The 18,116-nt window shown below is 61.7% G+C and carries 1 protein-coding gene; it reads left to right on the plus strand.

What is annotated here, in order from left to right; translation table 11 throughout:
- Window positions 1–345: 345 nt before the first annotated feature.
- A complete protein-coding gene (locus tag AB4P91_RS04475) occupies window positions 346–18,084 on the plus strand; it encodes a retention module-containing protein (RefSeq protein ID WP_395604395.1) in 17,739 nt (5,912 codons plus the stop codon).
- The last annotated feature ends 32 nt before the right edge of the window (window positions 18,085–18,116 follow it).

An 18,116-nucleotide genomic window follows, 5' to 3' on the forward strand; every position in this document is an offset into this window, starting at 1 on the left:
CAGAACTTCTTGTCTTGAATCACAGCTAAACGTGCTGCTGCGTCGGATGATTGGCGACTGGATTGACCATATGTCGGAAAGTTCAAAACAGGAACTGGTTCACACGCAAAAGGACAGGTCGCCGCGGAATATCAATGTGACATTAGTGGGACGATTGTTTAGGATGGCACCCAGAACGTCAATAGTTTGGCATAAAGTTAATAGCCAAAGAATATAGCCAAATTATTGACGATTAGCAGCGTCAAAATTTGTTTCGCACATTTTTAAAGTACGTCCAGACTGAATTGGCATCCATGCCTTCAGGTTCATGGAAGTCAACTGAACGTGACACCCGGAGAGTCTTCAATGAGCAGTGTTGTTGCCATCGTCAAAAGCATTGTTGGTCAGGTATTCGTGGTGTCCCCAGAGGGCGTACGTCGCGTGCTCGTTGAAGGCGATCGACTGTATGTGGGCGATCAGATCGACACTGGTCTTTCCGGCGCCGTGTCGCTGGAATTGGCTGATGGCCGCACGCTGGATCTGGGTCGCGATACCCAATGGAGCGCCAACGCGCCCGACTCCAGCACTGACCTGTCCGAAGCCACCGCGCAGGCTGCGCCGTCTGTAGAAGAACTGCAGCAGGCCATCGCCGCCGGTGTCGACCCGACTACCGCACTCGAAGCCACCGCTGCCGGCCCAAGCGCCGCAGGTACGGGGGGGGCTGCCGGCGGCGGCCACAGTTTCGTGATGCTCGACGCCACGGCGGGTCGCGTTGATCCGACTATCGGTTTCCCGACGGCGGGCATCAGTTCGGCCGGTCAGGCTGCACAGGACATCACCGGTGGCCAGACCACCGACACCACGACGAATGCCCTGCTTGATTCGACCCTGAGCCTCAGCGCCACGCCGACCATCACCGAAGCCGGCGGCGTGCTGGTGTACACCGCGACCCTGACCCAGGCGCCGCTCACCAACCTGACCATCACCCTGTCAAACGGCTCGGTGATCGTGATTCCTGCCGGCTCGACCACCGGTACTGTCAACGTACCGCTGGCACCGAACGACTCGGTTTATAACGACCCGACCCAGATCGACGTGACCGTCACCGGCACCACCGGCGGCAACGGTATCACCGTGACGCCGCCGACCACACCGGCCACGACTCAGGTTACCGACACGATCGACACCACCACCGTCACTCTGACGACGGGGGCGAACGTCACCGAAGGCGGCCAGATCACCTACACCGCGACCCTGACCAACCCGGCGCAAACGCCGGTCACCGTCACCTTGTCGAACGGCTCGATCATCACCATCGGTGCGGGCCAGACCACTGGCACCGTCAACGTGCCAACACCGGCCAACGACGTCTACAACAATGGCAGCACCGTCAGCACCACCATCACTGGCGCTACCGGCGGCAACTTCGAAAACCTGGTGCCGAACCCGACGCCAGCAGTGACCACCATCACTGACTCGGTCGACAACACCGGCCTGACCCTGACCGCGACCGGCAGCGTCACCGAAGGTGGCCAGATCACCTACACCGCGACCCTGACCAACCCGGCACAAACGCCGGTCACCGTCACCCTGTCGAACGGCTCGACCATCACCATCGGTGCGGGCCAGACCACCGGCACCGTCAACGTGCCGACCGCGGCCAACGACGTCTACAACAATGGCAGCACCGTCAGCACCACCATCACTGGCGCTACCGGCGGCAACTTCGAAAACCTGGTGCCGAACCCGACACCAGCAGTGACCACCATCACTGACTCGGTCGACAACACCGGCCTGAGCCTGACCGCAACCGGCAGCGTCACCGAAGGTGGCCAGATCACCTACACCGCGACGCTGACCAACCCGGCACAAACCCCGGTCACCGTCACCCTGTCGAACGGCTCGACCATCACCATTGACGCGGGCCAGACAACCGGCACCGTCAACGTGCCGACCGCGGCCAACGACGTCTACAACAATGGCAGCACCGTCAGCACCACCATCACTGGCGCTACCGGCGGCAACTTCGAAAACCTGGTGCCGAACCCGACACCAGCAGTGACCACCATCACTGACTCGGTCGACAACACCGGCCTGACCCTGACCGCGACCGGCAGCGTCGTCGAGGGTGGCCAGATCACCTACACCGCGACCCTGACCAACCCGGCACAAACGCCGGTCACCGTCACCTTGTCGAACGGCTCGACCATCACCATTGACGCGGGCCAGACCACCGGCACCGTCAACGTGCCGACCGCGGCCAACGACGTCTACAACAATGGCAGCACCGTCAGCACCACCATCACTGGCGCGACTGGTGGCAACTTCGAAAACCTGGTGCCGAACCCGACGCCAGCAGTGACCACCATCGCTGACTCGGTCGACAACACCGGCCTGACCCTGACCGCGACCGGCAGCGTCACCGAAGGTGGCCAGATCACCTACACCGCGACCCTGACCAACCCGGCGCAAACGCCGGTCACCGTCACCCTGTCGAACGGCTCTGTCATCACCATCGACGCGGGCCAGACCACCGGCACCGTCAACGTGCCGACCGCGGCCAACGACGTCTACAACAATGGCAGCACCGTCAGCACCACCATCACTGGCGCTACCGGCGGCAACTTCGAAAACCTGGTGCCGAACCCGACACCAGCAGTGACCACCATCGCTGACTCGGTCGACAACACCGGCCTGACCCTGACCGCGACCGGCAGCGTCACCGAAGGTGGCCAGATCACCTACACCGCTACCCTGACCAACCCGGCACAAACGCCGGTCACCGTCACCCTGTCGAACGGCTCGACCATCACCATTGACGCGGGCCAGACCACTGGCACCGTCAACGTGCCGACCGCGGCCAACGACGTTTACAACAACGGCAGCACCGTCAGCACCACCATCACTGGTGCTACCGGTGGCAACTTCGAAAACCTGGTGCCGAACCCGACGCCAGCAGTGACCACCATCACTGACTCGGTCGACAACACTGGCCTGAGCCTCAGCGCCACCGGCACGGTGGCTGAAGGTGGTTCGATCGTTTACACAGCGACCCTGACCAATCCAGCTGGCACGCCAGTGACCGTGACCCTTTCGAACGGTTCTGTCATCACTATCGACGCTGGCAACACCACCGGCACCGTGACCGTTCCGGCGCCTGCCGATGACGTCTATAAAGACGCCGGTAAAGTCGAAGCGACCATTGCCACGGTTACCGGCGGCAATTTCGAGAACATTGTCCCGAGCACCACGCCAGCGGTGACCGAAGTCACTGATACCGTCGACACCTCGACCGTGAAACTGACCGCCGATACTTCGGTGGCTGAAGGTGGCACCGTCACTTACACCGCCACCGTGGGTGCGTCAGTGACCGGCTCGCCGGTTGTCGTGACTCTGGCCAACGGTCAGAGCATCACCATCGCCGTCGGCCAGACCACTGGCACCGTGACCGCTGCCGCGCCGAACGATGCGCTGGCCGGTAATGCACCGCTGACCAACTCGATCACCGGCGTTTCCGGCGGCAACTACGAAGATCTCGTGGCCGACAAGACGCCGGTTTCGACCACCGTGACTGACGTCGCGGACACCACCAACCTGTCGCTGAGTGCAACGGGTTCTGTGGCTGAGGGTGGCCAGATCACCTACACCGCGACCCTGACCAACGCCGCAGGCTCGCCAGTGACTGTGACTCTGAGCAATGGCTCTGTCATCACCATCGATGCTGGCAACACCACCGGCACCGTGACCGTTCCGGCGCCTGCCGACGACGTCTATAAAGACGCCGGCAAAGTCGAAGTCACCATCAAGGACGCCACTGGCGGCAATTTCGAGAATCTGGTGCCAAGCACCGTTCCAGCCGTTACCGAAGTCACCGACACCCTCGATACCTCGACCGTAAAACTGACTGCCGACACCACGGTCGCTGAAGGTGGCACCCTCACCTACACCGCCACCGTTGGCGCGCCGGTGACGGGCTCGCCGGTCGTGGTGACATTGGCCAACGGCCAGAACATCACCATCGCTGTCGGCCAGACCACTGGCTCCGTGACCACCACCGCACCGAACGATGCATTGGTTGGCCAAGCCCCGGTCACCACCTCGATCACCAACGTGACGGGCGGTAACTACGAAAACCTCGTAGCGGACAAAACCCCGGTCAGCACCACTGTGACTGACACCACCGACACCACCAACCTGTCGCTCAGCGCCACCGGTTCGGTAAATGAAGGTGGTCAGATCACTTACACCGCGACCCTGACCAACGCTGCTGGCTCGCCAGTCACCGTGACCCTGTCGAACGGTGCCGTGATCACCATTGATGCCGGCAAAACGTCCGGCACCGTGACCGTTCCGGCGCCTGCCGATGACGTCTATATAGACGCTGGCAAAGTCGAAGCGACCATTGCCACGGCGACTGGCGGCAATTTCGAGAACCTGGTACCGAGCACCGTTCCAGCCGTCACTGACATTACCGACACCGTTGACACTTCGACTGTCAAACTGACTGCGACCGAGTCCGCTGCTGAAGGTGGCGCCGTCACTTACACCGCGACTGTCGGTGCACCGGTGACGGGTTCTCCAGTGACCGTGACCCTGGCTAACGGCCAGACCATCACCATCGGTGTTGGCCAGACCTCCGGCACTGCGACAACGACTGCCCCGAACGATGCCTTGACCGGCCATGCACCGCTGGTCAACTCGATCACCAACGTCACCGGCGGCAACTACGAAAACCTCGTGGCCGACAAAACCCCGGTCAGCACCACCGTGACCGACACCACTGACACCACCAACCTGTCGCTCAGCGCCACCGGTTCCGTGGCCGAGGGTGGCCAGATCACCTACACCGCGACCCTGACCAACGCTGCGGGCTCGCCCGTTACCGTGACCCTGTCGAACGGTTCGGTGATCACCATCGAGGCCGGTAAGACCACCGGCACCGTCACTGTTCCAGCGCCAGCCGATGACGTCTACAAGGACGCCGGCAAAGTCGAAGTGACCATCAAGGACGCTACCGGCGGCAACTTCGAGAACCTGGTGCCAAGCACCGTTGCGGCCGTCACCGACGTGACCGATACCGTCGACACCACCACCGTCAAACTGACCGCCAGCGAAACCGCGGCTGAAGGTGGTAGCGTCATCTACACCGCTACTGTCGGCGCGCCCGTGACGGGTTCACCTGTCGTGGTGACCCTGGCCAACGGCCAGAGCATCACCATTGCCGTGGGCCAGACCACAGGCACCGCGACCACTACCGCACCGAACGACGTTTTGGCCGGCCACACACCGCTGACCAACTCGATCACCAACGTGACCGGCGGCAACTACGAAAACCTGGTCGCTGACAAAACCCCGGTCAGCACCACCGTGACCGACACCGTCGACACCACCACCGTTTCGCTGACCGCCACCGGTAACGTCAACGAAGGCGGGCAGATCGTCTACACCGCGACCTTGAACAACCCGGCCGGCACGCCGGTAACCGTGACCCTGAGCAACGGCTCGACCATCACCATCGACGCCGGCAAGACCACTGGCACCGTGACTGTTCCGGCACCTGTCGATGACGTCTATAAAGACGCGGGCAAAGTCGAAGTGACCATCAAGGACGCTACCGGCGGCAACTTCGAGAGCCTCGTTCCGAGCACCACGCCTGCGGTCACCAACGTTGCCGACACGATCAACACCACGCACCTGACCCTCAGCGCCGAAAGCTATGTGCTCGAAGGCACGTCGATCACCTACACCGCGACCCTGACCAACGCCGCGCAAACGCCGGTAACCGTCAACCTCAGCAACGGCCAGACCATCACCATCGAGGCCGGTAAAACCACGGGTTCGGTGACCATTCCGGCGCCGAGCGATGACGTCTATAAAGACGTCAGCAAGCTCACCGTGACCATGACCGATGCCAGCGGCGGCAACTTCGAGAAGCTCGACGTCAGCAAGACGCCTGTCAGCACCACCGTCAATGACACCGTCGACAAGACCAGCCTGACCCTGACCGCAAGCGACACCGTCAGCGAAGGTGGCCAGATCACCTACACCGCGACTCTGAGCAACCCGGCCGGCACCGCCATGACCGTGACCCTGGCCAACGGCGCAGTCATCAACATTGCTGCCGGCGCCACTCAGGGATCGGTGAACTTCGCCGCGCCAGCCAACACGCCGTATATCGATGGCGGCAAAGTGCAGACCGCGATTGCCAGCCACAGCGGCGGCAACTTCGAGCAGGTCGATGCCAACCGCTCGGCCGTGGTCACCACCGTCACCGACACCGTCGACACCACCAATATCAGCCTGAGCGCGACCGGTTCGGTCGCCGAGGGCGGCTCGATCATCTACACCGCCACACTGACCCATGCAGCCGGCACGGCCATGACCGTGACCTTGAGCAACGGTGCAGTGATCAACATCGCCAAAGGCGCGACTACCGGCACCGCCACCGTCGCAGCACCTGGCGATGACGTGTACAAGGACGCCGGCAAAGTCGACGCGAGCATCACCAAGACCACCGGCGGCAACTTCGAGAACCTGGTGGTCGACAAGACCCCGGCCGTGACCGACGTGACCGACACCATCGACAACAGCACCGTTTCGCTGACCGCCACGGCCAGCACCGTTGAAGGTGGCGTGGTGGTTTACACCGCGTCCGTGACCGCGCCGGTCACCGGTTCGCCGGTTGTCGTGACCCTGTCCAACGGCCAGACCATCACCATCCCGGTCGGCGCCAGCAGCGGCAGCGTCAACTTCACTGCACCGAACGATGCACTCGCGGGTGGCAGCACCCTGAGCGTGAAGATTGACGGCACCAGCGGCGGCAACTACGAAAATCTGCTGGCGGACAAATCGCCGGCCGTGACTTCGGTGACCGATACGGTCGACACCACCAACCTGTCGCTGAGTGCGACCGGTTCCGTGGCCGAGGGTGGCCAGATCACCTACACCGCCACCCTGACCAACGCCGCTGGTTCACCAGTGACCGTGACTCTGAGCAACGGCTCGGTGATCACCATCGACGCTGGCAAAACGACGGGCACCGTGACCATTCCTGCGCCGACCGATGACGTCTACAAAGACGCGGGCAAAGTCGAAGTCACCATTAAGGAAGCGACTGGCGGTAACTTCGAGAACCTGGTGCCAAGCACCGTTCCGGCCGTGACCGACGTAACTGACACCATCGACACCTCGACCGTCAAACTCACCGCGACCGAATCCGCGGCTGAAGGCGGCACCGTTACTTACACCGCGACTGTGGGTGCACCGGTGACCGGTTCGCCTGTGGTCGTGACCCTGGCCAACGGTCAGAACATCACCATCGGTGTTGGCCAGACCACTGGCACCGTGAGCACCACCGCACCGAACGATGTGTTGACCGGTCATGCACCGCTGACCAACTCGATCACCGACGTAACTGGCGGCAACTACGAAAACCTCGTAGCCGACAAAACCCCGGTCAGCACTACCGTGACTGACACCACCGACACCACCAACCTGTCGCTCAGCGCCACCGGTTCGGTAAATGAAGGCGGCCAGATCACCTACACCGCGACCCTGACCAACGCTGCCGGTTCGCCAGTGACGGTGACCCTGTCGAACGGCGCGGTGATCACCATCGAGGCGGGCAAAACAACTGGTACCGTAACCGTTCCAGCCCCGAGCGATGACGTTTACCAAGATGCCGGCAAAGTTGAAGCGACCATTTCGACTGCCACTGGCGGCAACTTCGAGAATCTGGTGCCGAGCACTGTGCCGGCCGTGACCACCGTCAACGACACCATCGACACCTCCACCGTGTCGCTGAGCGCCACCGCGAACGTCGCCGAAGGCGAAACCGTGGTTTACACCGCGACCGTGACCGCACCGGTGACCGGCTCCCCAGTCTTCGTGACCCTGTCCAACGGCCAGACCATCACCATCGCCGTGGGCGAAACCACCGGCACTGTAAACTTCGTCGCGCCGAACAGCCCATTGGCCGGCGGCAGCTCCCTGAGCGTGACCATCGACGGCGCCATCGGCGGCAACTATGAAAAACTCGCTGTCGACGGCAAGCCCGCTGACACCGCGGTATCGGACACCACCGACACCACCAACCTGAACCTGACCGCGACCGACTCGGTGGCTGAAGGCGGTTCGATCGTCTACACCGCGACGCTGACCAACCCGGCCGGCACGCCGGTTACCGTAACCCTGTCGAACGGTGCCGTGATCACCATTGATGCCGGCAAAACGTTCGGTACTGTGACCGTCCCAGCGCCGACCGATGACGTCTACAAAGATGCGGGCAAAGTCGAAGCGACTATTTCGACTGCCACTGGCGGTAACTTCGAGAATCTGGTGCCAAGCACCGTACCGGCCGTCACGAACGTTACCGATACCATCGACACCACCACCGTCAAACTCACCGCGACCGAGTCGGCGGCTGAGGGTGGCGCTGTTACTTACACCGCCACTGTCGGCGCTCCAGTAACCGGTTCTCCAGTTGTCGTAACCCTGGCGAACGGGCAGACGATCACCATCGGCGTGGGCCAGACTACCGGCACCGCGACCACCATTGCGCCAAACGACGCGTTGGCGGGTCATGCGCCGATTACCAACGCGATCACTGAGGTGAGCGGCGGTAATTACGAGGATCTGGTGGCGGACAAAACGCCGGTTTCGACCACCGTGACTGATGTCGCCGACACCACTAACTTGTCGCTGAGCGCCACTGGTTCTGTGGCCGAGGGTGGTCAAATCACCTACACCGCGACGCTGACCAACGCGGCTGGCTCGCCAGTGACCGTGACTCTGTCGAACGGTGCCGTGATCACCATTGAGGCGGGTAAAACGACCGGTACTGTTACCGTTCCGGCTCCGACCGATGACGTCTATAAAGACGCCGGTAAAGTCGAAGCGACCATTGCCACGGCTACCGGCGGCAACTTCGAAAACCTGGTGCCGAGCACCGTTCCAGCCGTAACCAGCGTCACCGACACCATCGACACCTCGACCGTGAAACTGACTGCCGATACTTCGGTGGCTGAAGGCGGCACCGTCACTTACACCGCAACTGTTGGCGCCCCGGTGACTGGCTCCCCGGTTGTCGTGACCCTGGCCAACGGCCAGAACATCACCATCGCTGTTGGCCAGACCACGGGCACCGTGACCGCTACCGCGCCGAACGATGCGCTGGCCGGCAATGCACCGCTGACGAACTCGATCACAGGCGTTTCCGGCGGCAACTACGAAGATCTCGTGGCCGACAAGACGCCGGTTTCGACCACCGTGACTGATGTCGCCGACACCACTAACTTGTCGCTCAGCGCCACTGGTTCTGTGGCTGAGGGTGGTCAAATCACCTACACCGCGACGCTGACCAACGCTGCGGGCTCGCCAGTCACCGTGACTCTGAGCAACGGCTCGGTGATCACCATCGACGCTGGCAAAACCACCGGCACCGTGACCGTTCCTGCGCCAGCCGATGACGTCTACAAAGACGCCGGTTCCGTGCAGGCAACGATCAGCACCGCCACAGGTGGCAACTTCGAAAACCTGGTGCCAAGCACTACACCAGCAGTGACCAGCATCACAGACACCATCGACACCACGACGGTGAAGCTGACCGCCACCGGCACAGCGGCTGAAGGCGGCAATGTCGTCTATACCGCCACCGTCGGTGCTCCAGTAACCGGTTCACCAGTTGTCGTTACCTTGGCCAACGGTCAGACCATCACCATCGGCGTGGGCCAGACCACTGGCACCGCAACAACGACCGCGCCGAATGACGCGTTGACCGGCCACACCCCGCTGACCAACTCGATCACCAACGTAACCGGCGGCAACTACGAAAACCTCGTAGCCGACAAAACTCCGGTCAGCACCACCGTGACCGACACCGTCGACACCACCAACCTGTCGCTGACCGCGACCGGCAGCGTGGCCGAGGGAGGTCAAATCACCTACACCGCCACCCTCACCAACGCGGCTGGCTCGCCAGTCACCGTGACTCTGAGCAACGGCTCGGTAATCACCATTGAGGCGGGTAAAATCACCGGTACCGTGACCGTTCCTGCGCCATCCGACGACGTCTACAAAGACGCCGGTTCCGTGCAGGCAACGATCAAAACAGCAACCGGTGGCAACTTCGAAAACCTGGTACCAAGCACTGTTCCGGCGATCACCAGCGTCACCGACACCATCGACACCACGACGGTGAAGCTGACTGCCACCGGCACAGCGGCTGAAGGCGGCAATGTCGTCTACACCGCCACCGTCGGCGCGCCTGTCACCGACTCGCCTGTCGTCGTGACACTGGCGAACGGTCAGACGATTACTATCGGCGTCGGTCAGACCACTGGCACCGCGACCTTCGTTGCGCCGAACGATGCGTTGACAGGCCACGCGCCGATCACCAACTCGATCACCAACGTAACCGGCGGCAACTATGAAAAACTCGTAGCTGACAAAACCCCGGTTTCGACAAATGTCACTGACACTGTCGATACTACGAACCTGTCGCTGACCGCGACCGGTTCTGTGGCCGAGGGTGGTCAAATCACCTACACCGCCACCCTGACCAACGCTGCTGGTTCGCCAGTGTCCGTGACTCTGAGCAACGGCTCGGTCATCACTATCGACGCTGGCAAAACCACCGGCACCGTGACCGTTCCTGCGCCAGCCGATGACGTCTACAAAGACGCCGGTTCCGTGCAGGCAACCATTACTAACGCCACCGGTGGTAACTTCGAAAACCTGGTACCAAGCACTGTTCCGGCGATCACCAGCGTTACCGATACCATCGACACCTCCACCGTAAAACTCACTGCGACTACAACCGCAGCTGAGGGCGGCAACGTTGTCTACACCGCAACTGTCGGCGCTCCAGTAACCGGTTCACCAGTTGTCGTTACCTTGGCCAACGGTCAGACCATCACCATCGGCGTCGGCCAGACCACTGGCACCGCGACCTTCGTTGCGCCGAATGACGCGTTGACAGGCCACGCGCCGATCACCAACTCGATCACCGACGTAACCGGCGGCAACTATGAAAACCTCGTAGCTGACAAAACCCCGGTTTCGACAAATGTCACTGACACTGTCGATACGACGAACCTGTCGCTGACCGCGACCGGTTCTGTGGCCGAGGGTGGTCAAATCACCTACACCGCCACCCTGACCAACGCTGCTGGTTCACCAGTGACTGTGACTCTGAGCAACGGCTCGGTCATCACCATTGAGGCGGGTAAAACGACCGGTACTGTTACCGTTCCGGCTCCGACCGATGACGTCTACAAAGACGCGGGCAAAGTCGAAGCGACCATTTCGACTGCCACTGGCGGCAACTTCGAGAACCTGGTTCCAAGCACCACACCAGCCGTCACCGACGTTACTGACACTATCGACACCTCGACCGTCAAACTCACTGCGACTACGACCGCAGCTGAGGGCGGCAACGTTGTCTACACCGCAACTGTCGGTGCTCCAGTAACCGGTTCTCCGGTTGTCGTGACCTTGGCTAACGGCCAGACGATAACCATCGGCGTCGGTCAGACCACTGGCACCGCGACCTTCGTTGCGCCGAACGATGCGTTGACTGGCCACGCGCCGATCACCAACTCGATCACCAACGTAACCGGCGGCAACTACGAAAACCTCGTAGCCGACAAAACTCCGGTCAGCACCACCGTGACCGACACCGTCGATACCACCAACCTGTCGCTGACCGCGACCGGTTCTGTGGCCGAGGGTGGTCAGATCACCTACACCGCCACCCTGACCAACGCTGCTGGTTCGCCAGTGTCCGTGACTCTGAGCAACGGCTCGGTGATCACCATCGACGCTGGCAAAACCACCGGCACCGTGACCATTCCTGCGCCAGCCGATGACGTCTACAAAGACGCCGGTTCCGTGCAGGCAACGATCAGCACCGCCACAGGTGGCAACTTCGAAAACCTGCTACCAAGCACTGTTCCAGCAGTGACCAGCATCACCGACACTATCGACACCACGACGGTGAAGCTGACTGCCACCGGCACAGCGGCTGAAGGCGGCAATGTCGTCTACACCGCCACCGTCGGTGCTCCAGTAACCGGTTCACCAGTTGTCGTTACCTTGGCCAACGGTCAGACCATCACCATCGGCGTGGGCCAGACCACTGGCACCGCAACAACGACCGCGCCGAATGACGCGTTGACCGGTCACACCCCGCTGACCAACTCGATCACCAACGTAACCGGCGGCAACTACGAAAACCTCGTAGCCGACAAGACGCCGGTTTCGACCACCGTGACTGATGTCGCCGACACCACTAACTTGTCGCTGAGCGCGACCGGTTCTGTGGCCGAGGGTGGCCAGATCACCTACACCGCGACCCTGACCAACGCTGCGGGCTCGCCAGTGACCGTGACTCTGTCTAACGGCGCCGTGATCACCATCGACGCTGGCAAGACGTCTGGCACCGCGACTATTCCTGCGCCATCCGACGACGTCTACAAAGACGCCGGTTCCGTGCAGGCAACCATTACTAACGCCACCGGTGGCAACTTCGAAAACCTGGTACCAAGCACTGTTCCGGCGATCACCAGCGTCACCGACACCATCGACACCACGACGGTGAAGCTGACTGCCACCGGCACAGCGGCTGAGGGCGGCAACGTTGTTTACACCGCAACTGTCGGCGCTCCAGTAACCGGTTCTCCAGTTGTCGTGACCCTGGCCAACGGTCAGACGATTACTATCGGCGTCGGCCAGACCACTGGCACCGCGACCTTCGTTGCGCCGAACGATGCGTTGACAGGCCACGCGCCGATCACCAACTCGATCACCAACGTAACCGGCGGCAACTACGAAAACCTCGTAGCCGACAAAACTCCGGTCAGCACCACCGTGACCGACACCGTCGACACCACCAACCTGTCGCTGACCGCGACCGGCAGCGTGGCCGAGGGTGGCCAGATCACCTACACCGCGACCCTGACCAACGCTGCGGGCTCGCCAGTCACCGTGACTCTGAGCAACGGCTCGGTGATCACCATCGACGCTGGCAAAACCACCGGCACCGTGACCGTTCCTGCGCCGACCGATGACGTCTACAAAGACGCCGGTTCCGTGCAGGCAACGATCAGCACCGCCACAGGTGGCAACTTCGAAAACCTGGTACCAAGCACTGTTCCAGCGATCACCAGCATCACCGACACCATCGACACCACGACGGTGAAGCTGACTGCCACCGGCACAGCCGCTGAAGGCGGCAATGTCGTCTACACCGCCACCGTCGGTGCTCCAGTAACCGGTTCACCAGTTGTCGTTACCTTGGCCAACGGTCAGACCATCACCATCGGCGTGGGCCAGACCACTGGCACCGCAACAACGACCGCGCCGAATGACGCGTTGACCGGTCACACCCCGCTGACCAACTCGATCACCAACGTAACCGGCGGCAACTACGAAAACCTCGTAGCCGACAAAACTCCGGTCAGCACCACCGTGACCGACACCGTCGACACCACCAACCTGTCGCTGACCGCGACCGGCAGCGTGGCCGAGGGAGGTCAAATCACCTACACCGCCACCCTCACCAACGCTGCTGGCTCGCCAGTGACCGTGACTCTGAGCAACGGCTCGGCGATCACCATCGACGCTGGCAAAACCACCGGCACCGTGACCATTCCTGCGCCGACCGATGACGTCTACAAAGACGCCGGTTCCGTGCAGGCAACGATCAGCACCGCCACAGGTGGCAACTTCGAAAAACTGGTACCAAGCACTGTTCCAGCAGTGACCAGCATCACCGACACCATCGACACCACGACGGTGAAGCTGACTGCCACCGGCACAGCGGCTGAAGGCGGCAATGTCGTCTACACCGCCACCGTCGGCGCGCCTGTCACCGACTCGCCTGTCGTCGTGACACTGGCTAACGGTCAGACGATTACCATCGGCGTCGGTCAGACCTCTGGCACCGCGACCTTCGTTGCGCCGAACGATGCGTTGACAGGCCACGCGCCGATCACCAACTCGATCACCAACGTAACCGGCGGCAACTACGAAAACCTCGTAGCCGACAAAACTCCGGTTTCGACAAATGTCACTGACACTGTCGATACGACGAACCTGTCGCTGACCGCCACCGGTTCTGTGGCCGAAGGTGGTCAAATCACCTACACCGCCACCCTGACCAACGCTGCTGGCTCGCCAGTGTCCGTGACTCTGAGCAACGGCTCGGTCATCACCATCGACGCTGGCAAAACCACCGGCACCGTGACCATTCCTGCGCCGACCGATGACGTCTACAAAGACGCCGGTTCCGTGCAGGCAACGATCAGCACCGCCACAGGTGGCAACTTCGAAAAACTGGTGCCGAGCACGACTCCGGCCGTGACCAGCGTCACCGACACCCTCGACACCACCACTGCCAGCATCACCGGCAGCACCTCGGTAACGGAGGGTCAGACCGCCAGCTACACCGTCAGCCTGACGCACCCGGCGCAAACCGAGGTGACCCTGAAAATCGTCTACAGCGGCACCGCGGCCGACGGTTCGGACTTCACTGGCGTGTACACCGTGAAGATCCCGGCCGGCGCCAGCAGCGCGCAGTTCAACGTCGCGACCCTCGATGACAAGATCACCGAAGGCACCGAGAACTTCGTGGTCAAGATCGACTCGGCCACTGGCGGCAACTTCGAGAATCTGGCGGTCAGCACTACCAATGGCAGCGTCAGCACCTCGATCATCGACAACGATGCGCCACCGGTTATCGATCTGGATGCCAACAACTCCAGCGGCGCCACCGGGGCCGACTACAAGGCGACCTTTACCGAGAACACACCGGGCGCCGGCGTGTCGATTGCCGACACCGATCTCAAAATCACCGACCCGGACAGCACCATGCTGACCGGCGCCACCGTCGTGCTGACCAACCGTCAGGACGGCGATGCGCTGAATCTGGGCAACAGCGTCAACGGCATCACGATCAATGCAAACAGCACCAACGGCACTGTCACCCTGACTCTGTCGGGTAACGCGACGCTTGCCGATTACATGCAGGCGATCAAGAACATCAGCTTCACCAACAACAGTGAAGATCCGAGCACCGTGCCGCGCATCATCACCGTGACCGTGACCGATGGCGGCAACTACTCCAACACCGCAACCACCACAGTCAATGTGGTGGCGGTGAACGACGCACCGGTTGCAGCGCCGATCAACGTCACCGGCACCGAAGACACCCCGCTGATCTTGGGCTGGTCGACCTTCGGCGTGACGGACGTCGACAGCCCGGCCAGCAGCCTCGGGGTGAAAATCACCCAACTGCCGGGCGAAGGCAAACTGCAGTACCTGGACGGATCGACCTGGAAAGACGTCGCCAACAACCAGACCTTCAGCAAGGCTGACATCGACGCTGGCAAGCTGCGCTTCATGCCTGACGCCAACGAGTCGGGGGTGAATGGTTACGGCGGCACCGGCATGGGCAACAACCAGGCCGACTATGCGCAGATCAAGTTCCAGCCAACCGACGGCCAATTGCTGGGCAACACCGGCACCGTGAAGATCGACATCACGCCAGTGGCGGACGCTCCGACCTTGGGCGTCGCCGACAACAGCGTGAAGTCCACCGGGCTGATCAAGGAAGTCTGGACCGGCCTGGCGGGCCTCGGCACCAACGGCAACGGCGCAGACTCGACCACCCTGAAAAACGTGATCGACGGTGCTGGTACGCCGAACTCCAGCGGCAACGTGGCCAACGTGCAGTCCGACGGCAACGTGGCTGCGGGGACGGCATCGAAAACTTCCGGCCTGATTTATCTCGAAGCCGGCAAGACTTACAGCTTCAGTGGTGTGGCCGACGACAGCCTGCTGGTCACCATCGGCGGCAAGAACGTGGCCTCGGGTACCTGGGGCGCAGGCGGCGCGCTCAACGGCTCGTTTACCCCGACCACCAGCGGCTACTACACCCTGGACATCTACCACCACAACCAGAGCGGCCTGGGCAGCTACGATGTCAACCTGTCAGTCAACGGCAGCACACCGATCGACCTGAGCAGCGCCGGCGTGCCGATTTACACCGGCGTGCAGGATCTGGTGAATTCCGGCGTGACCGTCTCCGACCTGCACGGTGCTAACGGCGAAGGCTATTACGACGGCTACAAGCTCAACACTGGCGCCGAAGGCACCACGGTGAAACTGTCGGCGATCAACACCGCCCTGACCGACACCGACGGCTCGGAAACCCTGAGCGTGAAGATCAGCGGTGCGCCGGTCGGTTCGGTACTGAGCGACGGCGCCGGCCATAGCTTCACCGTCACCGCGAGCAACGGCGAAGCCAACGTCACCGGTTGGAGCCTCGGTAGCCTGACCGTGACCCCGCCGACCTACTACAACGGCCAGTTCAACCTGACCGTGACATCGACCTCCACCGAAGCGGTGGGCGGTTCGGCCAGCAGCACCGCGACCATTCCGGTCACCGTGGTGCCGGCGGCCTACAACGCCATTACCGCGACGTCTGCTGACGATACTGTCGTCGGTACCGACGCCAATGACATCGTTGTCGCCGACATCGGCGGTCTGACCGTAGTGCCAGGCACCAACTACAACATCGCGTTCATGGTCGACAGCTCCGGCAGTATGAGCACCTCGTCGCTCAACGCGGCCAAGGACTCGCTGACCTCGGTGTTCAACACCCTCAAGCAGAGCATGGGCGGCGGCAATTCGGGGACGGTGAATGTCTTCCTGGTGGACTTCGATACCCAGGTGAACAAGTCGGTGTCGGTGAACCTCAATGATCCGAAGGCGCTGATTTTGCTCAAAGCCGTGCTGGATTCAATGGGCTCAGGTGGCGGCACCAACTACGAGGATGTGTTCAAGACCACGGCCAACTGGTTCCAGAGCGCTGACGCGGTGGCCAACACCGGGGCGAAGAACCTCACCTACTTCATCACCGACGGTCAGCCGACCTATTACCAGAGCGGCGAGCAGAGCAACCCGACGCTATACGGCAACGTGAAGCTCGACAGTGTAGTGACGACCAGCAACTACAAGCCGGGCGATACTTTCAGCACTTACATCGACAACACGCACTACTTGAGCATTAACAGCTCCGGGTCTGTAACCCTGCAGACTTACAGCTCGTGGTGGGGCTGGAGCAGCAACACGCTGGGCACCATTCATGCTCAAGGCGATGGCACTTACGAGCTGTCCAATCTTGCCGGTACGGGCAACAGCACCAATACCAATACCAGCGATAACTCCACCAGCAGCTTCGCCTTGCTGGATAAGTTATCGTCCGTCGAAGCCATCGGCCTCAACGGCGGCGTCAGCCTCAACGATCTGAAGCCGTATGACTCGGACAGCACGCCGCAGACCAACATCGATCCAAAGGATCTGGCCAACTCGATCATCGGCCACACCGAAGCGACGATGCCGGGCAATGACACCGTCAACGGTGGCGCCGGCAACGACATCCTGTTCGGCGACCTGGTCAGCTTCAACGGCATTGCCGGCGAGGGTTACCAGGCAATGCAGGCCTACGTCGCCAAGGAAACCGGCGTCGAGGTCAGCAAAGTCAGCACCAGCAATGTGCACCAGTACATCACCGAGCACTATCAGGCGTTCGACGTATCCGGTGCGCATGACGGCAACGACACCCTGTTGGGCGGCACGGGCAATGACATCCTGTTCGGCTCGGGCGGCAACGACTGGCTCGACGGCGGCAAAGGCAATGACATCCTGCTGGGCGGTACTGGCAATGACACGCTGATCGGCGGTCAGGGCAATGACATCCTGATCGGTGGCTCCGGTGCCGACACCTTCGTCTGGAAAGCGGGCGATACAGGCAGCGATGTGATCAAGGATTTCAAGGCCGCCGAAGGTGACCGTATCGACTTGCGTGATCTGTTGCAGGGCGAAACCGGCAGCACCATCGACAACTTCCTGAAGATCACCACGGTCGATGGCACGTCGTCGCTGCAAGTCAGCTCGGCAGGCAAGTTCAACTCGGGTGACGCAGCCGCAGCAACGCCGGACGTGACGATCAAACTGGAAGGCAACAACTGGTCGAGCGCCAACATCCACAACCTGATTGCCGGCAGCGACCCGACCATCAAAGTCGACCACAACAACAGCTGATCCGCGTAAAAAACGGCCGCCCTTCCAGGGCG

Source organism: Pseudomonas sp. B21128 (assembly GCF_044218865.1).
Taxonomy (GTDB): domain Bacteria; phylum Pseudomonadota; class Gammaproteobacteria; order Pseudomonadales; family Pseudomonadaceae; genus Aquipseudomonas; species Aquipseudomonas iridis.

What these genes read in the sequence shown, in the direction of transcription:
- AB4P91_RS04475 (WP_395604395.1), top strand. Translation starts at nt 346, where the DNA reads ATGAGCAGTGTTGTTGCCATCGTCAAAAGCATTGTTGGTCAGGTATTC.